The following is a 24,973-nucleotide window of genomic DNA, read 5'->3' as shown; positions in this document are numbered from 1 at the left end:
AGCAACCTCTCTTATCCTTTAATGTGTAACTGACGCCAGGCATCATCTGCCAGCGCCATAAATTGTTTCTCGCCGGACTGCTGAAAACGCATTTCAAACCAGCCCGCCATCAGCATGACGACCCAGGGCCGCCAGCGTCTGACCTGACGCGCCAGCTGTCCCGCGTCCAGATGCGCAATGCGGGCGTAATCACCGATCAGTCTTTGGCGCGCTGTATCATCTTCCACCCAGACGGCCGCCAGCTCCAGTGCCACATCCCCATCACCGGCATACTCCCAGTCGATAAGCCTGATGCCGGTGGACGTATGCACAATATTTCCGGCATGAACATCCATGTGTAATGGCGACAGCCGAAGCGGCTGAGGCTCTCCCGCAGTGCGTAACCGTTTAAGCTGCGCAAGCCACCGTGGGGTACGTCTGTCCGGTGAGGCTCGCTGCCAGTATTGTTCCAGCAAAGGGAGCAGCGTGACTCGCCACCCCAGACACGGCTGATGGTGCAACTGACAGAGCGTCGTCGCAAGCGTTGCGCTGTCGGGCAGCGTATGCCGGATCTCCCCTGCCAGATACTCTACCGCCATCCAGCCCTGTCTGAAAAAGCGCGGGGCTGGCACGAGATCCGCCGGTAGACGCTTCAGGGCACGAAACTGACGGCGAAAATGGGAAACGGGGGCTAAGGGATCGTGGTGATGACGCAACACCAGACGCTGCTCGCCCTGTTCCAGAATGCAACTCGCGCCGCCAAGCCCGGAGTGGGCCTGCGGCGCGATAAGACGATACTGCGGAAAATAATGCGTGAGGATCGCTTCACGCGTGCAGTCAGAGTTGCGTAACCGCACCTTTACCTGACCAGATAATCTCGCCTGTCTGAACCAGCATCAGCTGCATCTGCAGGGCTGGCGTATTCACGTTACCGGTGGCATTAGAGTACAGCACATACTGCGCACCAACGTTACGGGCAATCCCCATCGCCTTACTGCGCGTACCGAGGCTGTCCTGTGGCGACAGACCAAGCTGCTGTTTGGCTACTGCCAGCTGCTGTGCGGAAACCAGCGTAAACTTGCCGTTATTGGCCAGTGCATTGCGCAGGGTTTCTGTCGCTTCCCCGGCATTAAGTGAACCGTTAGTCCGGTTATTTACGCTATCCACCAGCAGTACACTGCCTGCCGTCACGCCCTGCGCCTGCAGCATTTTGCCCACCATCGGTTGCATCGCACCGTTCCAGTCATAATGACGCACGCGCGGCGTTGGCTGGGAGGCCTGGTCCGGATGTTCAATCGGGCCAGGCTGCGACGGGATCGTCGGTACAGACGGCACGGTTGGCTGCGGTTGCGTTGGCTGTGTCGGCTGCTCCGTACCCGGTTTTGCCTCGTCCACCGGCGCAGGCTGTTCGGTTCGCGTCACACATCCTGCAAGGAACAGTGCAAAAGCTGTCACGAGCGCATAACGGCTCATATTTTTAATCAAGGTTCACCTCTTACAGATAAAGATAAAGTCTCACCTTATGCGCACCCAGATAGTTGGCGCTACCATAGAGCGTTACCGACGATCCTGCCGGAATGGTCACGCTGCGCGGCGCTTCCAGCGGGTGCATTTCAAGACCCCGTACGTCATACCAGAAGAAACGGTAGTGCACCGTCACCGGTTCGTGTCTTTCGTTAAAGAGCGTAGAAGACGCAGAAGATTTAATTTCACTGATGATCAACGTAGGTTGTTCTGCGGTGATGCCCGCGGCAAGTACCGAGGACTCCATCACCAGCGTCTGTTCATCACTGACAGGAATGGCCGGGCGCGTGCTGCATCCCACCATTACCAATGTCATTGCCAGCGCTGCAATACGCCCTTTTAACATGTCAAAGACCTTTATGTGACAGCATCGGTCCCAGAGGACGCCCACCCAGAAGATGCATATGAATATGATAAACTTCCTGACCACCATGGCGATTACAGTTCATGATCAAACGGTAACCGTCTTCAGCAATCCCCTCCTGCTCGGCGATTTTCGCGGCTACCGTCAGCATACGGCCTAACGCCACTTCATGCTCGGCTTTTACGTCATTGACGGTGGGAATCAGAATATTTGGAATGATAAGGATATGAGTCGGAGCCTGAGGAGAAATATCTCTGAAAGCCGTCACCAGCTCATCCTGATAAACGATATCCGAAGGGATTTCGCGGCGGATAATTTTACTGAAAATGGTTTCTTCAGCCATGACCTGTTCCTTTGTAGTTTAATCTGGCGTGGTGCGTCCGCTATTAACACAATCTCTGCATGAGTGTGTGGCACAATGGAAGAGTATGAGCGACTTTCTCCTGTCCTTTCAACCTTCTCCCCGGATTTCTTTCCTGAAAGTGTTTCAGCTGTCTGAAGAGTAACCGCTCTCGACGCTTCACCACCTGAAACATAATTTCATTTCCTTTTGACACATCTGTTTACAGTGCTAATCACAATGCGTATATTTCGCATTTGCATTTTCATGCGCATTTTTAACATAGAAAACAACGTCAGCCCGTTCTCACGGGACTGTCGCACTCACCTTTCACCATTCAGTAAGGGTTTGATGATGTCTTTCATTTATCACACCAGGGATGGGCAACCGCAGCCAGCCGCCACGCCTTCGTTGCTGGCTGCCTGTATTGCTATGGCATTGATGCCAGCCGTCAGTTTCGCCGCCTCTGCAACCGAAGATACCGTGGTTGTCGAGGGCGGTTTTGATAACGCACAGGACCCGTCCAGCAGTCAGGATACGGACTACAGCGTTAAGACCACCACCACGGGGACGAAACTGTTACTGGTTCCCCGCGATATTCCGCAGTCCGTCAGCGTCATTAGCCAGCAGCGTATGGCAGATCAGAATCTGCAATCCCTCGGCCAGGTGTTAACTAACACCACCGGCGTCACCGCGCAGGTACAGGACAGCGACCGGACGGTATTTTACTCGCGCGGCTTCTTTGTCAGTAACTATGCGTATGATGATCTGCCAACCTCCATCAGCGAAGTATGGAACTTTGGCGACACCGCCGCCGATACCGCCATTTACGATCGTATTGAAGTGGTACGCGGCGCAACCGGCCTGATGTCCGGCACGGGAAATCCCGCCGCCTACGTCAACATGGTACGTAAGCATGCAGACAGCAATGAATTTAAAGGCAATGTCTCCGCCAGTTACGGTAGCTGGGACAAACAACGCTACGTGCTGGATCTGCAGGCTCCGCTGGTAGCGTCGGGTAACGTGCGCGGTCGTCTTATTACGGGTTATCAGGACAACGACAGTTTTGTTGATAACTACCACTACCGCAAAAAGTTCCTCTATGGCGTGGTCGATGCGGACGTGACTGACAGCACCACCCTGTCTGTGGGCTATGAATATCAGGAAAGCGATACCGATAACCCAACCTGGGGCGGCCTGCCAACCTGGTACAGCGATGGCAGCAAAACCCATTACAACCGCAGCCAGACCGTTGCACCAGACTGGGCTTATTCAGATAAAGACAACACCCGTATTTTCGCCAACCTCACCCAACGCTTCGACAACGGCTGGGAAGCCCATATCAACAGCATGCATGCCGACACCAACTTCGACAGCAAACTGATGTATATGTCCGGCTACCCGGATAAAGAGACCGGTGCGGGTATGGTCGGATATGGCGGCTGGAACCGCGGTGAACGTAAGCAGGATGCGGTGGATGCCTTCCTGCGCGGCGGTTTCGACCTTTTCGGTCGCCAGCATGAGATGATGTTTGGCGGTAGCTTCAGCCGCCAGCGTAACCACTATGACAACACCATGCCGGACGCGCTGTACGGCATGGTTGACGTGGGTAACTTCAAAAACTGGAACGGGAATATCGCCGATCCGCAGTGGACCCCCTGGAAGCTTTACAGTCAGGATGATATCCGCCAGTCTTCGGCCTATACCTCAGCCCGCTTCTCGCTTGCCGATCCGCTATCTCTGATCCTCGGTGCGCGTTATACCCATTACAACATTCGCTATAACCCGGCGGGCTCCCCGGACACCCGCCTGGAAAGCAGTAAGGATGATGTAACGCCATATGCGGGCCTTGTTTATGATATCAATGAAGACTGGTCAACCTACGTCAGTTATACCTCCATCTTCCAGCCTCAGGACAAACGTGACGCCAGCGGCCGCTACCTGGACCCGACAACGGGGAAAAGCTATGAAGCCGGGGTGAAAGCAGACTGGTTTAGTACGCGCCTGACCACCTCGCTCGCCCTCTTCCGCATTGAGCAGGATAATGTGGCGAATAATACCTACACCTACATGCCCAGCGGCGAGTCAATTTATGAATCTCTGGATGGGGTCGTCAGTAAAGGGATCGAGTTCGAGCTAAACGGCGCCCTGACCGATAACTGGCAGCTGACCTTCGGCGCAACCCGCTACATTGCTGAAGACAAGCGCGGCAACGCGGTAAGTTCCGATCAGCCTCGTACCACAATGAAGCTCTTTACCCGTTATCAACTGCCCATGCTACCTGCACTGGCAGTGGGCGGGGGGGTGAACTGGCAGAATAAAGTCTGGAACGATGTAGATGGCGGCCCGGCAGGTCGATCACGTGCAGAACAAGGCAGCTACGCGCTGGTTAACCTGTTCAGCCGGTATCAGGTGACTAAAGATTTTGCTGTCCAGGCTAACATCAACAACCTGTTCGACAAAGAGTATTACGACTACGTCGGCTCTTATGTGGTATATGGCGCGCCGCTGAACGTCTCTGTAAGCGCGAGCTACGACTTCTGAATGTTCAGCCGCTACCCGGCATAACAAAACTGCAGGCATAAAAAAGGCAGCCATTCGGCTGCCTTAGTCTCCCCAGGTCACAGCTTAGCTGTTGCGGATGTATTCATCCATTTCGGTTTTCAGGTTATCGGATTTGGTACCGAAGATTGCCTGAACACCAGAACCTGCAACAACCACACCCGCTGCGCCCAGTTTTTTCAGACCCGGCTGGTCTACTTTCGCAACATCGGCAACGCTCACACGCAGACGAGTGATACACGCGTCCAGGTTAGTGATGTTCTCTTTACCGCCGAATGCTGCAACCAGTGCCGGAGCCATTTCGCTGGTCGCGCCTGCTTTGCTGTCTTCTGTTGCATCTTCACGACCTGGCGTTTTCAGGTCCAGTGCTTTGATCAGCACGCGGAAGATGGTGTAGTAAACAACGGCGTAGCACGCACCCACGATTGGGAACAGCCACAGTTTGCTGCTGTTACCGGACAGAACGATGAAGTCGATCAGGCCGTGTGAGAAGGACGTACCGTCACGCATACCCAGCAGGATACAGATTGGGAACGCCAGACCCGCCAGAATCGCGTGGATAACGTACAGGATCGGCGCAACGAACATGAAGGAGAACTCGATCGGCTCGGTGATACCGGTCAGGAACGAGGTCAGCGCTGCGGAGATCATGATACCGCCCACTTTTGCACGGTTCTCTGGTTTAGCAGAGTGCCAGATTGCAATTGCCGCGGCTGGCAGACCATACATTTTGAACAGGAAGCCACCAGACAGTTTACCTGCAGTTGGGTCACCCGCCATATAACGTGGGATATCACCGTGGAACACCTGACCTGCTGCGTTGGTGAATTCACCAATCTGCATCTGGAATGGAACGTTCCAGATGTGGTGCAGACCAAATGGCACCAGGCAACGCTCGATGAAGCCGTAGATACCAAACGCCACAACCGGGTTCTGATAAGCAGCCCACTGAGAGAAGGTCTGGATTGCCGTACCGATTGGTGGCCAGATGAAGGACAGGATCACACCCGTGAAAATCGCTGCCAGACCAGAGATGATCGGAACGAAACGCTTGCCCGCGAAGAAGCCCAGATACTCAGGCAGCTTGATGCGATAGAAGCGGTTAAACATATACGCTGCAATCGCACCGGAGATGATACCGCCCAGAACACCGGTATCCGCCAGGTGTTTCGCTGCGATCTCTTCAGCAGGTAAATGCAGAACCAGCGGTGCAACCACAGCCATGGTTTTCACCATGATGCCGTAGGCAACCACAGAAGCCAGCGCAGAAACGCCGTCGTTATTGGTGAAGCCCAGAGCAACACCGATAGCGAAGATCAGTGGCATGTTAGCAAAGACAGAACCGCCTGCTTCGGCCATTACGTGGGACACTACGGCTGGCAGCCAGCTGAAGTTTGCAGAACCGACACCCAGCAGGATACCTGCGATAGGCAGTACGGATACTGGCAGCATCAGCGATTTACCGACCTTTTGCAGGTTAGCAAATGCATTCTTAAACATAATTGAGAGTGCTCCTGAGTATTTGTGCTTTTTTTACGCTTTCACGCATTGGCCCGGGGGGGAGTACCGTGCCGTGGACAGGACATCTAAGCGCCCTTTATTTATTACACAGAGTAAAATAATTCCCTCTGAGTTTGTTTGACGGCTATCACGTTTCAGCTTAAGACGGTCGAAAAACTTTCAGTTATTTACAAAAAGCATTTCTGGATGTGTCTAAAAACACCATCACCGCCCCAAATGAGGCGGTGAACTTTACTCGTTTTAACTATTAATTACGAGCCTAAAAAAAACAGGTGTATCAAACAGATTGCAGGCGGGCGGGGTCAATATGGAACAGTGTAGAGAAGTTTTCCGTCGTGACGCGGGCCAGCTCTTCGATACTGACGCCCTTCAGAACGGCCATGTATTCAGCCACGTCTCTCGTCATTGCTGGCTGGTTTTCTTTACCGCGATGCGGTACCGGAGCCAGATAAGGAGAGTCTGTTTCCACCAGAATACGATCGAGCGGAACATAACGCGCAGCATCGCGAAGCTGCTCAGCGTTACGGAACGTCACGATCCCGGAAAACGAGATATAAAACCCTAAATCAAGCAGTTTTCCCGCCGTTTCTCTGTCTTCTGTGAAACAGTGTAGTACGCCACCGCAATCCGTCACGTTTTCTTCTCTGAGGATCGCCAGGGTATCGGCGCGGGCATCGCGGGTATGAACGATAACCGGTTTGTTAAGCTCACGGCCAATGCGAATGTGATGGCGGAAGGACTCCTGCTGACGCGCCATGGTCTCCGGCGTGTAGTAATAATCCAGCCCGGTTTCCCCCATCGCGACCACGCCCTCTTCGGCCGCCAGACGACGTAACTCCTCGACGTCGTATGCTTCATCCTGATTGAGCGGATGCACGCCACAGGAAAAGACCACATTAGGGCGAACGCCCACCAGCTCACGCATGGTGCGATAGCCCGGCAGCGTGGTAGCCACCGCAAGGCAAAATTTCACATCGCGGGCGGCGGCTTTAGCCAGCACGTCGTCCACGTCTTTATGCAGGGATTGATAATCCAGGCCATCGAGATGGCAGTGTGAGTCGACTAAAAACATAATGTCTCTCTCAGAGATGGGAAACAGGCGGAGTAACGCCTGGTTGCAGGTAATGTTCGATACGCAATAACTGGTCGGTCAGTACAAGCTCGCGATTAAGACCGGTTACCGTTAAAAGTTGTTCGCGGCTCTGGCAAGTATCGTGCAGAATCGCACGCAACGTGGCGCCAGGCAGACGATTCGCCAGCGTGTTTACCAGTGGCCAGACATCGGGATTGGTCAGCAGCGTGGCCCCCTGCTGGATCTTGAGGGCATCCAGAAGTAAGGCAGCTAGCCAGTGCAGACGCTCGGCAGCCTGATCGCTGTTAAGTGCAGGCAGTACGCTCAACCAGTCACCGCTCTCCAGCGCAGAGGCAACGGCGCGGCAAAGCGCTTCTCGTTGCGACCAGACGTCCGCCTGCAGCAGAGCCAGCGCCGCGGCAGGTGCGCCGCTGCTGAGGCGCAATGCGGACAACGCGCTATCCTGTGACGTTGTCACCTCACGCTCCAGCCAGCTCAGCGCCCACGATTCCTGGGGAGTCGCAAGGTGATGAAGCCGACACCGACTGCGTAACGTCGCCAGTAATCGACCCGGATCGCGGCATGACAGGAAGAACCACGTTTTTTCCGGTGGCTCCTCCAGCGTTTTAAGCAGCGCGTTTGCCGCCGCCTCGGTAAGCAACGCCGCGTCTTTCAGCCAGACGACTTTTGCGCCACCCAGTCGTGCGTGCTCGTATAATTTTTCACTGACTTCACGCACGGCATCGATACCGAGCGCACTTTTGCCCTTCTCAGGCTCCAGCGTGTAATAGTCAGGATGCGTGCCCGCCTGCATCAGCTGGCAGCCGCGGCATTTACCGCAGCTTTTGTGACCTTCTGGCTGCTGGCACATCAGAAAACGGGTGATGGCGTAGATCAATGCATCTTCACCCATGCCCGGCAATGCCTGAATCAGTAACGCATGATGCCCCCGTCCGGCCTGATAGCTGGCGATCAGCTGTTCAAAGTGCGGGCGCAACCATGGGTACCATTTCATGCCTGTTGCTCCTGTAGCCAGTGTTTGACAGTTTCCTCAATGGAACGGGTCACCTCTTCCAGGGACTGCGTCGCATCAATGGTGCGAATGGAACTGTCCTGACTGGCGAGTTCAAGATAACGCGCGCGGGTGCGATTAAAGAAGTCGAGCGACTCTTGCTCAATGCGATCCAGCTCGCCGCGCGCGCGCGCGCGCTTCAGGCCCACTTCCGGCGTTACATCCAGATACAGCGTCAGATCGGGGCGGAAATCCCCTAATACTGCATCACGCAACGTTGCCAGCATTGTCTGGTCAATTCCGCGTCCCCCGCCCTGATACGCCTGAGTCGACAGATCGTGACGGTCGCCAATGACCCACTTGCCAGCGGCCAGAGCCGGTTTGATGACCGTCTCTACCAACTGCACGCGAGCGGCATAGAACATCAGCACTTCGGCTTTGTCAGTGATAACTTCATCGCCCACGGATTTGATATCCAGCACCAGGCTGCGCAGCTTTTCAGCCAGCTGCGTACCGCCGGGTTCACGGGTAAACACCATGTCCGCAACGCCGAGCGTTTTCAGCGTTTCGATTACCACGTTGCGGGCTGTGGTTTTACCGGCTCCTTCGAGTCCCTCAATGACAATGTATTTACTGCGCATTTTTTTCCTTAAGTGCCTTCAGATAATCCTGAACGGAGCGATTATGGCTGGCAAGGTTGGTGTTAAAGGTATGCCCCCCTTTTCCATCAGCCACAAAGTAGAGATACGGTGTTTTTGCCGGATGCGCGGCCGCCTTAAGCGAGGCTTCGCTCGGCGTGGCAATCGGGCCTGGCGGCAGGCCGCTAATAACGTAGGTATTATACGCCGTCGGCGTCTCCAGATCTTTTCGTGAAATCTTGCCGCTGTAGTTCTCACCCATTCCGTAAATCACGGTAGGGTCAGTTTGCAGACGCATGCCAATGCGCAGTCGGTTGATAAAGACCGACGCCACCTGGTCGCGCTCTGAAGCCACCGCGGTCTCTTTCTCAATAATTGAGGCCATGGTGACAAACTGGTTTTGATCTTTATACGGCAGGCCATCGGCGCGCCCTTCCCACGCAGATTCCACCGCCGCGACCATTTTTTTGTGCGCACGTTTCAGGATCGCCACATCGGTTGTTCCGGCTGTATACATCCAGGTGTCAGGCCAGAACCAGCCTTCAACCCACTCGGGATGTTCAAATTCAAGTACCGCGGCAACCGTCTGGTAACTGTCATCTTTCAGCGTGTGTTTAATATACGGCGCATCACGCAGCTGTTTGAGGTAATCGCTAAGGCGCATCCCTTCAACAAACCGCAGCGGGAACTGCGCTTCTTTGCCGCTTTCCAGCAGCTGTAGCATTTCTCTGACGGTCATCCCGGGCGTGAAACGATAGGTGCCAGCTTTAAAATGAGACAGCTCAGGTTCCACACGCAATAACCACTGGAACACGCGTGGACGATTAATGATTTTATCGCCATAAAGCTGTTCACCGAGCGCCAGTCGCCCGGTTCCCGCTTTCAGGGTAAAGATCGTTTCGTCCTTAATCAGGATCTTACTGTCCGCCAGCTGGCGAACTTTCCACATTCCCGCGCCGCCAGCGATACCCAGCGCAACGATTAGAAGGAGGACAAAGCGCAACATTTTCTTCATGACTATCTGGTTTGCTCACATATCGGGGCTAAAAAAGAGAACAGCTCGCGCGATGGCAAGCAAATTTGACCATAAGCGCGGACAGGTATGACCGGCATCAGCGCGTTGCAAATAACGATTTCATCTGCTGCCTGCAACGCCTCTTCGCGTGCGTTAACTTCGACAACGTGAAAGTCAGAGCGTGCCAACTGCTGCAAACAAAACTGACGCATGATACCGTTGACTCCCGCCTGTTCCAGCGAAGGCGTGAAAACAGTGTTGCCCTGCCGCCAGAATAAATTAGCCGCACAGCATTCCGTAATGAACCCTTCGCTGTCAAGAACCAGCGCTTCATCGGCTGTCGTCTGCTCAAGATGAGTACGGATTAGCACCTGCTCAAGACGATTGAGATGTTTTATCCCGGCAAGCATGGGGTTTCTTCCCAGACGTACCGGGCTGAGGGTCAGGGTAACGCCCTCTTCACGCCAGCGCGGATACTGGGCAGGATACGCAGAAACCGACAGGATCCGGGTGGGATGTTGGCAACTGGCACCGCTATAACCCCGTCCACCGCTGCCGCGGCTGATAATGACCTTGAGTACCCCACTGGGCTTTCCGGACGCAAGCTGGCGCATTTCCTGGCGCAACGTGTCCCATTGCGTAAAGGGGATCAGTAACGTTTTGCAGGCCGTTTGCAGACGACGTATATGCGCATCCAGCAGACACACGTCGCCATCCGCAATGCGCGCCGTGGTAAAGCAGCCATCACCAAACTGAGTCGCCCTGTCGCTTGCAGGCAGAGATTCTTGCTCAAGGCCATTGATTAAAAACATGGTGGCTCCTTATGCGTGGGCGTTTAGTCTGGCAGGATGTCGTGCAGCCGACAAGAAGATTAGCCTGAATAAAAAAGGCCCGACAAGCGGACCTTTTTTCACAGCCATAGGGTATGCAGACTCAGATCTTTTTGAAGATCAGAGAACCGTTAGTACCGCCAAAGCCGAAGGAGTTACACAGGGTGTACTCCATTCCACTCACCTGGCGCGCTTCGTGAGGAACGAAGTCCAGATCGCAACCTTCATCCGGGTTATCCAGGTTGATGGTTGGCGGAACAGCCTGGTCGCGCAGCGCAAGAATAGAGTAAATAGACTCTACAGCACCCGCCGCACCCAACAGGTGACCGGTCATGGATTTTGTGGAACTGACCAGTACACGGCTGGCAGATTCACCGAAGATAGACTTAACAGCCTGAGCTTCTGCTTTATCGCCCGCAGGGGTAGAGGTACCGTGTGCGTTAACGTAGCCGATTTGCGCTGGGGTAATACCCGCATCGCGAATCGCGTTTTCCATGGCCAGCGCGGCGCCCGCACCATTTTCTGGCGGTGACGTCATGTGATAGGCATCGCTGCTCATACCAAAGCCAACGACTTCAGCATAAATTTTCGCGCCACGTTTTTTCGCATGTTCGTACTCTTCCAGAACGAGCATACCTGCACCATCGCCCAGCACGAAACCGTCACGGTCTTTGTCCCAAGGACGGCTTGCCGCCTGAGGATTATCGTTGCGGGTAGACAGCGCGCGCGCAGCACCAAAGCCACCCACGCCAAGCGGGGTACTGGCTTTTTCAGCACCGCCCGCCACCATAGCATCTGCATCGCCGTACGCAATCATACGCGCGGCCTGGCCGATGTTATGCACGCCAGAGGTACATGCGGTCGCGATAGAAATGCTTGGCCCACGCAGACCGAACATGATGGTCAGGTGACCCGCCACCATATTAACAATCGTGGACGGAACGAAGAACGGGCTGATTTTACGCGGTCCGCCATTCATGAGAGATGAATGGTTTTCCTCGATCAGACCAAGACCGCCAATCCCGGAGCCAATAGCGGCACCGATACGGGTTGCGTTCTCTTCCGTAATTTCAAGGCCAGAATCCTGCATGGCCTGAACGCCAGCGACAATTCCATATTGAATGAAGGCATCCATCTTGCGCTGTTCTTTGCGCGAGATGATCTCTTCACAGTTAAAATCCTTTACTAAGCCAGCAAATTTCGTTGCATAGGCGCTAGTATCGAAATGGTCGATTAGGCTGATGCCGCTCTGACCGGCAAGGAGAGCTTTCCAGGTGGACTCTACGGTATTGCCGACAGGAGACAACATGCCAAGTCCGGTCACAACTACACGACGCTTAGACACGTTTGTCCTCCAGGGAGGGATAAAAAAAGAGATTCGTGGGACTAAAAAAGATAAAACTCAGGCGGTCGAATGACCGCCTGGAGATGTTCACTTACGCCTGGTGGCCGTTGATGTAATCAATGGCAGCCTGAACGGTGGTGATCTTCTCAGCTTCTTCGTCCGGAATCTCAGTATCAAACTCTTCTTCCAGAGCCATTACCAGCTCAACGGTGTCAAGAGAATCTGCGCCCAGGTCTTCAACGAAGGAAGCGGAGTTCACAACTTCTTCCTGCTTAACGCCCAGCTGTTCGCCGATAATTTTCTTAACGCGTTCTTCGATAGTGCTCATACTCTTAAATTTCCTATCAAAACTCGCTTTCGCGATGGTTTTCGTAGTGTATAAAATGTTGAAAAATTTGCAACTAAATCCCGGCAGGTCTTACCACGATTTTACGTTATTTTGAGGCCAATCCCCCCAATAACGCAAATATTTTCGATCGTGATTAAACCATATACATCCCGCCGTTGACGTGGAGGGTTTCACCAGTGATGTAACCCGCTTCGTCAGAGGCTAAAAATGCAACCGCGCTGGCAATTTCTTTAGGGTCGCCTAAGCGGCCCGCAGGAACAGCTGCCAGCGTACCCGCACGCTGCTCATCAGTCAGCGCACGCGTCATGTCCGTTTCAATAAAGCCCGGAGCAACAACGTTTACAGTAATCCCGCGGGACGCGACTTCACGCGCCAGCGACTTACTGAAACCAATCAGACCTGCTTTCGCCGCAGCGTAGTTAGCCTGACCAGCATTTCCCATGGTACCAACCACAGAACCGACAGTGATAATACGACCATGACGCTTTTTCATCATAGCGCGCATTACCGCTTTTGACAGACGGAATACAGATGACAGGTTGGTTTCGATAATATCGTTCCACTCGTCGTCTTTCATTCGCATCAACAGGTTATCGCGAGTGATCCCGGCATTATTGACCAGAATATCCACTTCGCCAAACTCTGCGCGAATATTTTCCAGAACAGATTCGATAGATGCAGGTTCGGTCACATTCAGTACCAGACCTTTACCGTTCGCACCCAGATAGTCGCTGATGGCCTTCGCGCCATTCTCGCTGGTTGCTGTACCAATCACTTTCGCGCCGCGCGCGGCCAGTGTTTCAGCAATTGCACGCCCGATACCGCGGCTTGCGCCAGTGACCAGGGCAATTTTTCCTTCAAAACTCATGGTATTCCTCTTTTATTGCGAGAGTGCCGCTTCAATGGCTTCCGGCTCGTTAATCGCCGAGGCAGTCAGGGTGTCAACAATACGTTTTGTCAAACCAGTCAGGACTTTCCCTGGGCCGACTTCGTACAGGTGCTCAACGCCCTGAGAGGCCATAAACTCAACGGTTTTGGTCCACTGTACCGGGCTATAAAGCTGGCGAACCAGCGCATCACGGATAGCCTCCGGCGTGGTTTCACATTTCACATCAACGTTGTTCACAACGGAAATCGTCGGTGCGTTAAAGGTAATTTTTTCCAGTTCAACCGCCAGCTTGTCAGCAGCAGGTTTCATCAGCGCACAGTGGGACGGAACACTCACTGGCAGCGGCAGCGCACGTTTCGCGCCCGCGGCTTTACAGGCTGCACCTGCACGTTCAACCGCTTCTTTATGACCGGCGATAACCACCTGGCCTGGCGAGTTGAAGTTAACCGGTGAAACCACCTGACCTTCTGCTGATTCTTCACACGCTTTTGCGATGGAAGCATCGTCGAGACCGATAATAGCAGACATGCCGCCCGTGCCTTCTGGCACCGCTTCCTGCATGAATTTACCACGCAGTTCTACCAGACGTACCGCGTCAGCAAAGGCGATCACACCGGCACAGACCAGCGCAGAGTATTCACCCAGGCTATGGCCCGCGAGCAGGGCTGGCGCTTTACCGCCCTTCTGCTGCCAGACGCGCCACAGCGCAACGGAAGCGGTCAGCAGTGCTGGCTGAGTCTGCCAGGTTTTGTTCAGCTCTTCGGCCGGACCTTGTTGGGTCAGCGCCCATAAATCATAACCCAGCGCATCGGAAGCTTCACGGAAAGTCTCTTCGATTACCGGATAGTTTGCTGCCATTTCAGACAACATCCCAACGGTTTGAGAGCCCTGACCCGGAAACACAAAAGCAAATTGCGTCATCTTTTAATCCTTATCCTAGAAACGAACCAGCGCGGAACCCCAGGTGAACCCGCCACCGAAGGCTTCAAGCAAGACCAACTGGCCCCGTTTGATTCGTCCGTCACGTACCGCTTCATCAAAGGCGCACGGTACTGACGCCGCAGAGGTATTGCCGTGGCGATCGAGCGTCACCACAACGTTATCCATCGACATGCCCAGCTTTTTCGCGGTTGCACTGATAATACGCAGGTTCGCCTGATGCGGCACCAGCCAGTCGAGTGCGGTGCGCTCAAGGCCATTCGCCTCCAGCGTTTCATCAACAATGTGGGCCAGTTCCGTCACGGCGACCTTAAACACTTCGTTACCTGCCATGGTCAGGTAGATAGAGCTGTCCGGATTCACACGGTCGGCATTAGGCAGCGTTAACAGTTCGCCATAGCTACCGTCAGCATGCAGATGCGTGGAGATGATGCCCGGCTCTTCAGACTGACCCAGCAGTACGGCACCCGCACCATCGCCAAAAATAATGATCGTTCCGCGATCGGTTGGATCGCAGGTACGCGCCAGCACGTCAGCACCGATCACCAGCGCATACTTCACCGCGCCGGATTTTACATACTGATCGGCAACGCTCAATGCATAGGTGAAACCTGCGCAGGCTGCGGCAACGTCAAACGCCGGGCAGCCTTTAATACCGAGCATATTCTGCACCTGGCACGCTGCGCTTGGGAAAGCATGCGTGGCCGATGTTGTGGCAACCACGATCAAACCAATCTGATCTTTATCGATGCCCGCCATCTCGATAGCACGCTGTGCGGCTTCGTAACCCATGGTGGACACGGTTTCGTCTGGCGCGGCGATACGACGTTCACGGATACCTGTGCGCGTGACAATCCACTCGTCAGACGTATCTACCATTTTTTCCAGATCGGCGTTGGTTCGCACTTGTGTTGGCAGATAGCTGCCGGTACCAATAATCTTCGTATACATGTACGCTCAGTCACTTTTAGCTAATACAGATTCCAGGCGAGCGGCAATCCGCTGAGGGACTTGTCGCTGCACCGCCTGCACTGCCTGTTCAATGGCGACAGTAAATGCTCGCTGATTGGCGGCACCGTGACTCTTGATCACAATGCCGCGCAATCCTAACAGACAGGCGCCATTATACTGGTCGGGGTTGAGGTGACTGAATCGCCGCGTCAGGCTTTTTTGTAACCAACGCTTTAATAAAATCAGCCACCAGGCGCTTTTTTTACCTTCTCCCTGCGATTTGAGGAGAGAAAGGAACATTCGCACAACCCCTTCCATGGTCTTCAACGTCACGTTTCCAGTGAAGCCATCACACACCAGAACATCCGTTTTCCCCGTCAGCAACTCATTGGCTTCGAGATAACCAATATAGTTGATGGAGGGAACCTGTTTAAGCAATTCGGCAGCGTCACGAATGCTGTCCAGGCCTTTGGTCTCTTCTTCACCTATGTTCAGTAACGCAACACGGGGATTGGTGATCCCGACCACTTCTTCTGCCAGCACCGACCCCATCACGGCAAACTGAGCCAGCATTGTACTATCACAATCGACGTTAGCGCCCAGATCGAGCACCACCGTTTTGCCCTTTTGCTGATGCGGGAGTACCGTCACCAGCGCCGGACGCTCAATGCCCTCAATAGGCTTGAGCAGTAATTTCGACAGCCCCATCAGCGCGCCGGTATTTCCCGCGCTGACGCAGGCCTGCGCACGTCCTTCTTTTACCAACTCCAGCGCCATTCGCATAGAGCTGCCACGGCTATTGCGAATCGCCTGCGATGGCCGGGCATCACTGGCAATAACTGACTGCGCAGGAATAATCTGCAGACGTGAACGTTGTTCGAAGTCAGCTTTTGCAAGTAATGGCGTGATTGTGTCGGGATTGCCGACTAAAAGAAGTGTGAGTTGCGAATTAGAATTCAGTGCCTGCAATGCTGCAGGCACTGTCACGGAAGGCCCAAAATCTCCTCCCATGACATCTAACGCCAGGGTTAGACGTGTCAAGGTATCGTCGCAGCCTGGTTCGGTAAATTCCCCGTTTGCACGGGGAGTTCCTCACTAAGCCTAATCACGCAAACGCGTGATTACTTAGTGATAACCTTGCGGCCGCGGTAGAAACCGTCAGCAGTGATGTGGTGACGCAGGTGTTTCTCACCAGAAGTCTTGTCTACAGACAGGCTGGTAACTGCAGTCAGCGCGTCATGGGAACGACGCATGCCACGTTTGGAACGGGTTGGTTTATTCTGTTGTACGGCCATGGACCTTACTCCTCAATTACTTACGCTTTAAGCTGGCTAATACGGCAAATGGGTTTGGTTTTTGCGCTTCATCAGGCAGTTCCCCAAAGACCATGTCCGCCTCGGACACTTCACAGTGTTCAGAATCATGCACCGGAACCACTGGCAAGGTGAGGATGATTTCATCTTCAACCAGAGCCAGAAGATCGATTTCACCGAATTCGTTAACCTCAATCGGCTCATACGCTTCCGGGAGTGCCTCAGCCTGTTCGTCAGAACGAACCGGACTGAAACAATACGTTGTGTGAACGTGCTGTGTGAACGGTTTCCCGCAACGCTGACATTCGAGCGTTACCGTCACCTTTGCATCACCGGTTAAAACGGCAAGGCGCTGGTTATCGATAGCGAACGACATGGAGCATTCCACATCACTGTCCACACTGACTACGGATTCGGCAATACGCTCAGCCTGATCGGAAGTATAGATACCTTCGTAATCGAGGCGTTTTTGAGCCGTACGAACCGGATCAAGAGTCAGGGGTAATTTTACCTTTTGCATAGGGCGCGCATATTAACTTTGTAACGTCATATAGTCAAAGAAAAAGGCAACCAGGGCTGCCTTTTGCCAATTATTCGCACACATTGCGGCCTGTAGTTTAAAATGGCTGGCATCGATACGCTATATCTGGTGATAAAAATATGCCAAATCTCGTTCTCGCTTCCACTTCTCCCTACCGCCGAATGTTGCTGGAAAAGCTCGGGATCCCGTTTGTGTGTGCCGCGCCGGACGTTGACGAGACGCCACAACCTGGCGAGTCGCCGCGTCATTTAGTAACGCGTCTGGCGAAAGAGAAAGCACAATCGCTTGCCGCACAATACCCTTCGCATTTGATTATAGGCTCCGATCAGGTTTGCGTGCTGGATGGTGTCATCACCGGTAAGCCACACACCGAAGAGAATGCCTGTAAACAGCTTATGCAGGCGCGCGGCAATATTGTTACCTTTTATACCGGCCTCGCGCTCTACAACTCCGCCGTGGGCCACCTGCAGACCGAATGCGAACCGTTTGATGTTCACTTCCGACACCTGAGCGAGCAAGAAATCACTGATTATGTGCGTCGTGAACGGCCTCTCAACTGCGCCGGCAGTTTTAAAAGTGAAGGTCTTGGGATTGCGCTCTTCGAAAAGCTGGAGGGGCGTGATCCGAACACGCTGGTGGGCTTACCGCTGATTGCGCTGTGCCAGATGTTAAGACGCGAAGCGTGTAATCCGCTGACGGCGTGACCGTTGCGGCCTGATGCCCTCACCCCGGCCCTCTCCCACAGGGAGAGGGGGCAAACATTAAAAACGGCAATTCCGTTGCCGTTTAACTTTTACCTTAGCCGCGCAGAACTTTCAGGCAGCGTTTCAACTGCTCATCCAGCGGCGCTTCAATACGTATAGTCTCGCCGGTATTTGGATGGGTAAACTTCAGCGCTGCCGCATGCAGGAACAGACGCGACAGCCCCGTCCCCGCCAGTTGCTTATCAAATTCCCTGTCGCCATAGCGATCGTCAAACGCAATCGGATGGCCCGCAAACTGGGTATGCACGCGAATCTGATGGGTTCGGCCCGTCACCGGGCTACAGCGCACCAGGGTGGCAAACTCATAGCGCTCTTCTACTTTAAAGCGCGTCTCAGACGGTTTACCTTCCTGGCTGACGCGAACAATTCGCTCACCGCTTTGCAAAATATTTTTCAACAGCGGGGCCTGCACCACTTTCACGTGGGACTGCCACTGACCGCGCACCAGCGCCAGATAATCTTTCTGCATCCCTTTTTCGCGCAACTGCTCGTGCAACGAGCGCAGGGCTGAACGTTTTTTGGCGACCAGCAGCACGCCAGAGGTGTCACGATCGAGACGGTGAACCAGTTCGAGGAAACGGGCTTCCGGGCGCAGCGCGCGCAGCCCTTCAATCACGCCGAAGCTGAGACCGCTGCCGCCGTGTACCGCCGTACCCGACGGTTTATTCAGCACCAGGATATGATCATCTTCATACAGGATCACATCACTCAGGGCGGCCACCTTCTGCAGCTTAGGCGACACGACCTCTTCTTCACGTTCGGCAACACGCACCGGCGGGATACGCACTTCGTCACCGGCTTCGAGCTTATACTCAGGTTTCACGCGTTTTTTGTTAACCCGCACCTCGCCCTTACGCAGGATGCGGTAAATCATGCTTTTTGGTACCCCTTTCAGCTGGGTGCGCAAAAAGTTATCGATACGTTGCCCCGCTTCATCATCGGCGATAGCAACCATTTTTACGGCTGGAGTCTCTGTTTTCATGGTTGGCGATTCTAAATATCGTCAGGCATTAGCGCCACTCATTTTTCTATGCTTATATTTACTTTTATCCGGCCTGCCCCGGTTTCGCGCAATCGATTTGGTGGTTATTAAACCAATCACCATACTGAAGTGAAGAAACTGTGAGTAACCGGGTGATAATTGGTAAAAGTCATCTTGCTATAACCCGGCGAGCAGTGGAATAATGAAGCCGTTTTCCGCGTTAAATCCGGGTTTTGTAAGGATGTCGACGGAATGACCAATTTTGTCTGACCGATCATCCACGCAGCAATGGCGTAAGACGTATTGATCTTTCAGGCAGTTAGCGGGCTGCGGGTTGCAGTACTTCCCGGTATAAGGATTGTTCTCTGGAGAGTTCTACCCAGGCAATTCCCCTGATAATTGCGCTGTGTTTCCGTATGAAACACAGGCAACCGACACTCTGCGCCTCTTAAGCGAGCGACAACCGTGAGGTTGGCGACGTGAATAGACACGAGGCCATCGGTTCATACCCCGGAAAGCGTCACCTTGCCCGCAGCTTTGTCGTCAATGTAAGAATAACGAGTAAGTTACGATGAAAAGAATGTTAATCAACGCAACTCAGCAAGAAGAGTTGCGTGTCGCCCTTGTGGATGGGCAGCGCCTGTACGATCTGGATATCGAAAGTCCTGGACACGAACAGAAAAAAGCGAACATTTACAAAGGTAAAATCACCCGCATTGAACCAAGCCTTGAGGCTGCATTTGTCGATTACGGTGCTGAGCGTCATGGTTTCCTCCCTCTGAAAGAAATCGCCCGCGAATATTTCCCTGCTAACTACAACGCTCATGGCCGTCCGAATATCAAAGATGTTCTGCGTGAAGGTCAGGAAGTGATTGTTCAGATTGATAAAGAAGAGCGCGGCAACAAAGGTGCCGCACTGACAACCTTTATCAGCCTGGCAGGAAGTTATCTGGTGCTGATGCCAAACAACCCGCGTGCGGGTGGTATCTCTCGACGTATCGAAGGCGATGACCGTACCGAACTGAAAGAAGCGCTGGCCAGTCTTGAACTGCCGGATGGCATGGGTCTTATCGTGCGTACCGCCGGTGTGGGCAAATCTGCCGAAGCGCTGCAGTGGGACTTAAGCTTCCGTCTGAAGCACTGGGAAGCTATCCAGAAAGCAGCAGAAAGCCGCCCTGCTCCGTTCCTGATCCACCAGGAAAGTAACGTTATTGTACGTGCCTTCCGCGACTATCTGCGTCAGGATATCGGTGAAATTCTCATCGACAACCCGAAAGTGCTTGAGCTGGCTCGCCAGCACATCGCCGCACTGGGTCGTCCGGACTTCACCAGCAAAATCAAACTGTACACCGGCGAAATCCCGCTGTTCAGCCACTATCAGATTGAATCCCAGATTGAGTCCGCCTTCCAGCGTGAAGTGCGTCTGCCATCCGGCGGTTCTATCGTTATCGATACCACAGAAGCGCTGACCGCTATCGACATCAACTCCGCACGTGCGACGCGCGGCGGCGATATCGAAGAGACCGCCTTCAACACCAACCTTGAAGCCGCTGATGAAATCGCCCGCCAGCTCCGCCTGCGCGACCTGGGTGGTCTGATTGTTATCGACTTTATCGACATGACCCCTGTTCGTCATCAGCGTGCGGTTGAAAACCGTCTGCGCGAAGCGGTGCGCCAGGATCGTGCGCGTATCCAGATTAGCCATATTTCACGCTTCGGCCTGCTGGAGATGTCCCGTCAGCGCCTGAGCCCGTCTCTGGGCGAATCCAGCCATCACGTTTGCCCGCGCTGCTCCGGTACCGGGACCGTTCGTGATAACGAATCTCTGTCTCTCTCTATTCTGCGTCTGATTGAAGAAGAAGCGCTGAAAGAGAACACCAAAGAGGTTCACGCCATTGTTCCGGTGCCAATTGCCTCCTACCTGCTGAACGAAAAACGTGCCGCGGTGAGTGCCATTGAAGCGCGCCAGGGCGGCGTTCGCTGCATCATCGTGCCAAACGACCAGATGGAAACGCCGCACTATCACGTGCTGCGTGTCCGTAAAGGCGAAGAGACCAGCACGCTCAGCTACCTGCTGCCGAAGCTGCATGAAGAAGAGATGGCGCTGCCATCTGATGAAGAGCCAGCCGAGCGTAAACTGCCAGAGCAGCCTGCGTTAGCGACCTTCATCATGCCGGAAGCTCCGCCAGAAAGTGCCCTGGAAAAACCAGCGGCTAAACCTGCGGCACAAAAACCGGCAGTGGCGGCAAAAGCCGAGCCAGCACAACCGGGTCTGCTGAGCCGTTTCTTTGGCGCGCTGAAGAAAATGTTCGCAGGTGAAGAAGTTCAGCCAGAGCAGCCGAAAGAAGAACCTAAAGCGGCTAAACCTGAGCGTCAGCAGGACCGTCGTAAGCGTCAGAACAACCGCCGCGATCGTAATGACCGCAGCGACCGTAACGAGCGTCGTGACAACCGTTCGGACAACAATGAAGGCCGTGAGCAACGCGAAGACAACCGTCGCAACCGTCGCGAGAAACAACAGCAGAACGTTGAAGATCGTGAAATTCGCCAGCAGGCGGGCGATGAGTCCGAGAAGAGCAAACAGCGCGACGAGCAGCAGCCTCGCCGTGAGCGTAACCGTCGCCGTAACGACGAAAAACGCCAGGCGCAGCAGGACGTTAAAAACCTGAATCGCGAAGAGCCTGCTGAGCAGCAGGAGACCGAGCAGGAAGAACGTACTCAGGTTATGCCACGTCGTAAGCAGCGCCAGCTGACTCAGAAAGTGCGCGTCGGTGCTGTTCAGGCAGAAGAAACCGCAGCTGTCGCAGCCGAAGTGACAGAAACCACAACGGGCACGCAGGTTGCGAAAGTTGACCTCCCGGCCATCGTGGAAAATCAGATAGAGCAGGATGAAAACGGTGAAAACCGTGACAACGCGGGTATGCCGCGTCGCTCGCGCCGTTCTCCGCGTCATCTGCGCGTGAGCGGTCAGCGTCGTCGTCGCTACCGTGACGAGCGTTACCCAACGCAGTCCCCAATGCCAATGACCGTGGCGTGCGCGTCACCTGAAATGGCATCCGGTAAAGTCTGGATCCGCTACCCTGTTGCTCGCCCGGAACAGGCTGTTGAAGAACAGGCAGTGACCGAAGAGGTGATTGCACCAGCACCAGCAGCAGCGGCAGAAGAGGTTGTAACGGCAGCGGCAACCGTGGTTGAACCACAGGTTGTTGAAACTGAAGCACCTCACGCTGTGGACGTCGAAACCACCCATCCAGAAGTGATTGCCGCCCCGGTTGATGCCGCGCCGCAGCTTATTGCCGAAGAAGATGCCGTGGTGGCTGAAGAAGTCGCTGAAGAGGCTGAACCTGTAGCCGCAGTGGAAGAAACCGCTGAAACTATCGTTGAAACCACGACCGAAGAGGTTGTGCAGGACGTTGAGATTCAGGTTGAACCTGTTGTTGAAGAAGCGAAAGCGCCGGAAGTGAAACCCGAGCCGGTGAAGGTTGCCGTCGCGCCTGCGCACGTTGCCACAGCACCGATGACTCGCGCCCCTGCGCCTGAGTATGTGCCTGAAGCACCGCGTCACAGCGACTGGGTTCGCCCGGAGTTCAACTTCGAAGGTAAAGGTGCTGCCGGTGGTCACAGTGCTACGCACAAGGCTACTGCACCAGCAACCCGTCCGCAGTCAGTTGAATAACGCACGCTAAGTGTGAAAGCCGACCTTCGGGTCGGCTTTTTTATGGCTGCGGTAGCGGCTTTCTCATTCCAGTGACCTCCGGCATGATCTGCCGCATCAACTCCAGAAAACGCCGCAAGCGCGCCGGATAGTAGCGGGACCAGGGGTAAACCAGATGCACCGGTAACGCCGCCGGCTGCCACTCGGGCAGTAAATGCACCAGCCGCCCTTCCCGAATATCGTCCTGCACTGTCCAGCTTGATACCACCGCCACGCCAAGCCCGGTGATAGCCGTATTGCGTGCGACATACAGACTGTCGGTACTGAGGCGGGGAGTAATCGCCACGCGCGCGGTGGCTGGCGAGGCATCGTGAAAAAGCTCCACATGGCGCTGGTAGAAAGAGCTGATGGCTATCCAGGGAAGCTGCTGCAAATCTTCCGGGGTGTTAACCGCTGGAAAACGGGCCAGCAATGCCGGAGAAGCCACCACTGAGCGCGGCACCTCAGCCAGCAGCACGGACACGGTCGCCGGGTCAACCTCCATGCCCACCCGAATCGCACAGTCAAGGTTGTCGCCGAGAAAGTCAGCCGACCGGTCGTTGAGCATCCACTCAATAGAAAGCTGCGGATAACGCTGCAGAAATTCGGTTAACGGTTTCAGGAGCTGATCCTGACCAAACGCGTGCGGGGCGCGAACCCGCAGGACGCCTACCGGTTCGTCTTCCGTCTGCCCTACCTCATCTTCCAGTGCCAGCCAGCTGTCAATCACCCGACGGGCGTGCTGATAGCAGCGCTCGCCGTCATCCGTCAGACGCGTCGTGTGAGTAGTGCGCAATATCAGGCGCACACCGAGCATCGTCTCAAGCGACTGCAACCGTCGGCTCACCGTGGCCTGGGTGGTTGCCAGCTGCCGTGCCGCCGCAGAGAGGGACCCGGCCTCAACAATACGAACAAACGTGCGCATTAACTCCACCCTGTCTATACGCTCAATTCTTTTAATCATCTCTTTGCCTATACGCTAAACGTATAAGCGTTTTACCACCGGGCCCGCTACCGCTGCAAGGCATGCTGATAAAAAATAGCCACACACGATGAATGAGGAACATCTTATGAACACAACATCCGCCGCCCATGCCGTAAGCCGCTGGGTCATCTTAATGCTGGCGCTCGGTGCGGGCTTCAGTGTGGCATCCATCTATTATGCTCAGCCTCTGCTGCCGCTGATGGGCGCTGACCTGCATCTGAGTATTGAAGGAATGGGCATGGTCCCGACGCTTACCCAGGCAGGATATGCTCTGGGGATCCTGTTCCTGCTGCCGCTCGGCGACCGCCACGACCGCAGAACACTGATCCTGATAAAAAGTGCAGCCCTGGCGCTATTTCTGCTTGGCTGTAGCCTGACCGGACAGATCCACTCCCTGCTGCTGGCAAGTCTGCTTATTGGCATGGCCGCCACCATGGCGCAGGATATCGTCCCTGCCGCGGCAATCCTTGCACCGGAAGGCAAACAGGGGAAAACCGTCGGTACGGTGATGACCGGCCTGTTGCTGGGTATTCTGCTCTCCCGAACCGTCAGCGGCGTGGTGGGTGAAGCTTTTGGCTGGCGCGTCATGTACCAGCTGGCCGCCGCAAGCATTGCGTTTATCGGCGTTGTGATGTGGGCCGTACTCCCGCGGTTTGCCATCCACTCCACCCTGAGCTATCCGGCGCTGCTGCGTTCTATGGAACACCTGTGGCGTCGTTATCCGGCTCTGCGCCGCGCGGCGCTGGCTCAGGGTTTTCTGTCGATTGCCTTTAGCGCCTTCTGGTCCACGCTGGCAGTGATGCTGCTGGAACGTTATCACTTAGGAAGTGCGGTCGCGGGGGGATTTGGTATTGCGGGTGCTGCAGGTGCGTTAGCCGCCCCGCTGGCGGGAGGTCTGGCCGATAAGCTGGGCGCCGGAAAAGTCACGCAACTCGGTGCGCTTCTCGTGACCGTCTCATTTGCCCTGATGTTCCTGATGCCCGCGCTGGGCCTTCATGGACAGCTCATCCTGATTGCCCTCTCCGCCGTCGGGTTCGATCTGGGTCTGCAGTCAAGCCTGGTGGCGCATCAGAATCTGGTGTATAGCCTTGAGCCGCAGGCCCGTGGACGCCTGAACGCCCTGCTCTTTACGGTAATCTTCATCGGCATGGCACTGGGCTCTGCGCTGGGCAGTAATATCTATACGCTGGCGGGATGGACCGGGGTGGTCGCGCTTGCGACGGTATGCGGCGTCATTGCGCTGGTCATTCGCCTGATTGAGAGCGCTCGCGTCAGCGCCGTGCAGGCAGACATCGCCTAAAAAAAATGCCCAATCCAGACGGATTGGGCAGTCAAAACATGCCCAGTTTCAAGACATGTTCTAA

The 24,973-nt window shown here is 54.7% G+C and carries 24 protein-coding genes; 4 read left to right on the top strand and 20 right to left on the bottom strand.

Translation table 11 applies throughout. The annotated features are described in order from the left end of the window. Positions 1-11 precede the first annotated feature (11 nt). From thiK to hinT, 4 genes are read right to left on the bottom strand one after another with little or no spacing between them, the layout of a single operon-like run. Positions 12-836, bottom strand: a complete 825-nt coding sequence (gene thiK / locus EQV24_RS21775; RefSeq protein ID WP_130627042.1) for a thiamine kinase — start codon at positions 834-836, stop codon at positions 12-14. Next, entirely contained in the window at positions 817-1,464 is a 648-nt protein-coding gene (lpoB, locus tag EQV24_RS21770; RefSeq protein ID WP_130627041.1) for a penicillin-binding protein activator LpoB, read from the bottom strand. The genes thiK and lpoB overlap by 20 nt, the downstream gene beginning before the upstream one ends. A gap of 10 nt (positions 1,465-1,474) precedes the next feature. Next, the gene (locus tag EQV24_RS21765) at positions 1,475-1,849 is read right to left on the bottom strand and encodes a YcfL family protein (RefSeq protein WP_013097110.1); all 375 of its coding nucleotides are present in this window, start codon (positions 1,847-1,849) and stop codon (positions 1,475-1,477) included. A 1-nt stretch (position 1,850) separates the two neighbouring features. Beyond that, the gene (gene hinT, locus EQV24_RS21760) at positions 1,851-2,210 is read right to left on the bottom strand and encodes a purine nucleoside phosphoramidase (RefSeq protein ID WP_013097111.1); all 360 of its coding nucleotides are present in this window, start codon (positions 2,208-2,210) and stop codon (positions 1,851-1,853) included. A gap of 351 nt (positions 2,211-2,561) precedes the next feature. Between hinT and fhuE the strand changes: the two genes are divergently transcribed. Then, entirely contained in the window at positions 2,562-4,751 is a 2,190-nt protein-coding gene (gene fhuE / locus EQV24_RS21755; protein WP_130627058.1) for a ferric-rhodotorulic acid/ferric-coprogen receptor FhuE, read from the top strand. Positions 4,752-4,835: 84 nt separating this feature from the next. On the opposite strand, the gene ptsG is transcribed toward fhuE, so the two are convergent. The 14 genes from ptsG to yceD form a co-directional block, all read right to left on the bottom strand. Beyond that, positions 4,836-6,269 (bottom strand): PTS glucose transporter subunit IIBC, encoded by a 1,434-nt coding sequence (ptsG, locus tag EQV24_RS21750; RefSeq protein WP_013097113.1) that lies wholly within the window; start codon positions 6,267-6,269, stop codon positions 4,836-4,838. Positions 6,270-6,567: 298 nt separating this feature from the next. Beyond that, entirely contained in the window at positions 6,568-7,362 is a 795-nt protein-coding gene (locus EQV24_RS21745) for a metal-dependent hydrolase (protein ID WP_020689599.1), read from the bottom strand. Positions 7,363-7,372: 10 nt separating this feature from the next. Further along, positions 7,373-8,377: a DNA polymerase III subunit delta' gene (holB, locus tag EQV24_RS21740; protein WP_023621897.1), complete on the bottom strand. Its 1,005-nt coding sequence runs from the start codon at positions 8,375-8,377 to the stop codon at positions 7,373-7,375. Continuing rightward, complete coding sequence (gene tmk, locus EQV24_RS21735; protein ID WP_013097116.1) at positions 8,374-9,015, bottom strand: dTMP kinase; 642 nt, start codon at positions 9,013-9,015, stop codon at positions 8,374-8,376. Before tmk ends, holB begins: the two co-directional genes overlap by 4 nt. Further along, positions 9,005-10,027, bottom strand: coding sequence for a cell division protein YceG (gene yceG, locus EQV24_RS21730; RefSeq protein WP_038979809.1), 1,023 nt, complete (start codon positions 10,025-10,027; stop codon positions 9,005-9,007). Before yceG ends, tmk begins: the two co-directional genes overlap by 11 nt. A gap of 2 nt (positions 10,028-10,029) precedes the next feature. After that, on the bottom strand, positions 10,030-10,839 hold the full coding sequence (pabC, locus tag EQV24_RS21725) for an aminodeoxychorismate lyase (RefSeq protein WP_058661084.1): 810 nt from the start codon (positions 10,837-10,839) through the stop codon (positions 10,030-10,032). Positions 10,840-10,960: 121 nt separating this feature from the next. After that, positions 10,961-12,202 (bottom strand): beta-ketoacyl-ACP synthase II, encoded by a 1,242-nt coding sequence (gene fabF / locus EQV24_RS21720; protein ID WP_028028098.1) that lies wholly within the window; start codon positions 12,200-12,202, stop codon positions 10,961-10,963. 91 nt (positions 12,203-12,293) lie between these two features. Next, positions 12,294-12,530, bottom strand: a complete 237-nt coding sequence (acpP, locus tag EQV24_RS21715) for an acyl carrier protein (protein WP_003857954.1) — start codon at positions 12,528-12,530, stop codon at positions 12,294-12,296. Positions 12,531-12,684: 154 nt separating this feature from the next. Continuing rightward, positions 12,685-13,419 (bottom strand): 3-oxoacyl-ACP reductase FabG, encoded by a 735-nt coding sequence (fabG, locus tag EQV24_RS21710; RefSeq protein WP_013097120.1) that lies wholly within the window; start codon positions 13,417-13,419, stop codon positions 12,685-12,687. Between the two features lie 12 nt (positions 13,420-13,431). Beyond that, entirely contained in the window at positions 13,432-14,361 is a 930-nt protein-coding gene (gene fabD, locus EQV24_RS21705) for an ACP S-malonyltransferase (protein ID WP_014831447.1), read from the bottom strand. 15 nt (positions 14,362-14,376) lie between these two features. Continuing rightward, positions 14,377-15,330 (bottom strand): beta-ketoacyl-ACP synthase III, encoded by a 954-nt coding sequence (locus EQV24_RS21700; protein ID WP_013097122.1) that lies wholly within the window; start codon positions 15,328-15,330, stop codon positions 14,377-14,379. Positions 15,331-15,336: 6 nt separating this feature from the next. Further along, positions 15,337-16,371 (bottom strand): phosphate acyltransferase PlsX, encoded by a 1,035-nt coding sequence (gene plsX, locus EQV24_RS21695; RefSeq protein ID WP_130627040.1) that lies wholly within the window; start codon positions 16,369-16,371, stop codon positions 15,337-15,339. Positions 16,372-16,451: 80 nt separating this feature from the next. Further along, entirely contained in the window at positions 16,452-16,625 is a 174-nt protein-coding gene (gene rpmF / locus EQV24_RS21690; RefSeq protein ID WP_003857964.1) for a 50S ribosomal protein L32, read from the bottom strand. Positions 16,626-16,641: 16 nt separating this feature from the next. Further along, entirely contained in the window at positions 16,642-17,163 is a 522-nt protein-coding gene (yceD, locus tag EQV24_RS21685) for a 23S rRNA accumulation protein YceD (RefSeq protein ID WP_013097124.1), read from the bottom strand. A 140-nt stretch (positions 17,164-17,303) separates the two neighbouring features. On the opposite strand from yceD, the gene EQV24_RS21680 reads away from it, so the two are divergent. Then, complete coding sequence (locus EQV24_RS21680) at positions 17,304-17,888, top strand: nucleoside triphosphate pyrophosphatase (protein WP_028028074.1); 585 nt, start codon at positions 17,304-17,306, stop codon at positions 17,886-17,888. Between the two features lie 94 nt (positions 17,889-17,982). Here EQV24_RS21680 and rluC read toward each other — a convergent pair whose 3' ends face one another. After that, on the bottom strand, positions 17,983-18,930 hold the full coding sequence (gene rluC, locus EQV24_RS21675) for a 23S rRNA pseudouridine(955/2504/2580) synthase RluC (RefSeq protein ID WP_028028073.1): 948 nt from the start codon (positions 18,928-18,930) through the stop codon (positions 17,983-17,985). A gap of 571 nt (positions 18,931-19,501) precedes the next feature. Between rluC and rne the strand changes: the two genes are divergently transcribed. Further along, a complete protein-coding gene (rne, locus tag EQV24_RS21665; protein WP_130627039.1) occupies positions 19,502-22,606 on the top strand; it encodes a ribonuclease E in 3,105 nt (1,034 codons plus the stop codon). A gap of 40 nt (positions 22,607-22,646) precedes the next feature. On the opposite strand, the gene EQV24_RS21660 is transcribed toward rne, so the two are convergent. Then, entirely contained in the window at positions 22,647-23,549 is a 903-nt protein-coding gene (locus EQV24_RS21660) for a LysR family transcriptional regulator (RefSeq protein WP_023621658.1), read from the bottom strand. A 145-nt stretch (positions 23,550-23,694) separates the two neighbouring features. On the opposite strand from EQV24_RS21660, the gene EQV24_RS21655 reads away from it, so the two are divergent. Then, positions 23,695-24,909, top strand: a complete 1,215-nt coding sequence (locus tag EQV24_RS21655) for an MFS transporter (RefSeq protein ID WP_013097130.1) — start codon at positions 23,695-23,697, stop codon at positions 24,907-24,909. Positions 24,910-24,973: the final 64 nt, after the last annotated feature.

The sequence above is a fragment of the Enterobacter sp. A8 genome, from assembly GCF_004296595.1.
In the GTDB taxonomy this organism is placed as follows: Bacteria; Pseudomonadota; Gammaproteobacteria; order Enterobacterales; family Enterobacteriaceae; genus Enterobacter; species Enterobacter cloacae.
Note: the sequence above shows the minus strand (reverse complement) of the source record. Positions and strands in the feature narration are given on the sequence as shown.

Excerpts from the sequence above, each read along its gene's own strand:
- EQV24_RS21765 (WP_013097110.1), bottom strand. The coding sequence starts at position 1,849 with ATGTTAAAAGGGCGTATTGCAGCGCTGGCAATGACATTGGTAATGGTG.
- hinT (WP_013097111.1), bottom strand. The coding sequence starts at position 2,210 with ATGGCTGAAGAAACCATTTTCAGTAAAATTATCCGCCGCGAAATCCCT.
- fhuE (WP_130627058.1), top strand. The coding sequence starts at position 2,562 with ATGTCTTTCATTTATCACACCAGGGATGGGCAACCGCAGCCAGCCGCC.
- ptsG (WP_013097113.1), bottom strand. The coding sequence starts at position 6,269 with ATGTTTAAGAATGCATTTGCTAACCTGCAAAAGGTCGGTAAATCGCTG.
- EQV24_RS21745 (WP_020689599.1), bottom strand. The coding sequence starts at position 7,362 with ATGTTTTTAGTCGACTCACACTGCCATCTCGATGGCCTGGATTATCAA.
- holB (WP_023621897.1), bottom strand. The coding sequence starts at position 8,377 with ATGAAATGGTACCCATGGTTGCGCCCGCACTTTGAACAGCTGATCGCC.
- tmk (WP_013097116.1), bottom strand. The coding sequence starts at position 9,015 with ATGCGCAGTAAATACATTGTCATTGAGGGACTCGAAGGAGCCGGTAAA.
- yceG (WP_038979809.1), bottom strand. The coding sequence starts at position 10,027 with ATGAAGAAAATGTTGCGCTTTGTCCTCCTTCTAATCGTTGCGCTGGGT.
- pabC (WP_058661084.1), bottom strand. The coding sequence starts at position 10,839 with ATGTTTTTAATCAATGGCCTTGAGCAAGAATCTCTGCCTGCAAGCGAC.
- acpP (WP_003857954.1), bottom strand. The coding sequence starts at position 12,530 with ATGAGCACTATCGAAGAACGCGTTAAGAAAATTATCGGCGAACAGCTG.
- fabG (WP_013097120.1), bottom strand. The coding sequence starts at position 13,419 with ATGAGTTTTGAAGGAAAAATTGCCCTGGTCACTGGCGCAAGCCGCGGT.
- fabD (WP_014831447.1), bottom strand. The coding sequence starts at position 14,361 with ATGACGCAATTTGCTTTTGTGTTTCCGGGTCAGGGCTCTCAAACCGTT.
- EQV24_RS21700 (WP_013097122.1), bottom strand. The coding sequence starts at position 15,330 with ATGTATACGAAGATTATTGGTACCGGCAGCTATCTGCCAACACAAGTG.
- rpmF (WP_003857964.1), bottom strand. The coding sequence starts at position 16,625 with ATGGCCGTACAACAGAATAAACCAACCCGTTCCAAACGTGGCATGCGT.
- yceD (WP_013097124.1), bottom strand. The coding sequence starts at position 17,163 with ATGCAAAAGGTAAAATTACCCCTGACTCTTGATCCGGTTCGTACGGCT.
- EQV24_RS21680 (WP_028028074.1), top strand. The coding sequence starts at position 17,304 with ATGCCAAATCTCGTTCTCGCTTCCACTTCTCCCTACCGCCGAATGTTG.
- rluC (WP_028028073.1), bottom strand. The coding sequence starts at position 18,930 with ATGAAAACAGAGACTCCAGCCGTAAAAATGGTTGCTATCGCCGATGAT.
- rne (WP_130627039.1), top strand. The coding sequence starts at position 19,502 with ATGAAAAGAATGTTAATCAACGCAACTCAGCAAGAAGAGTTGCGTGTC.
- EQV24_RS21660 (WP_023621658.1), bottom strand. The coding sequence starts at position 23,549 with ATGCGCACGTTTGTTCGTATTGTTGAGGCCGGGTCCCTCTCTGCGGCG.
- EQV24_RS21655 (WP_013097130.1), top strand. The coding sequence starts at position 23,695 with ATGAACACAACATCCGCCGCCCATGCCGTAAGCCGCTGGGTCATCTTA.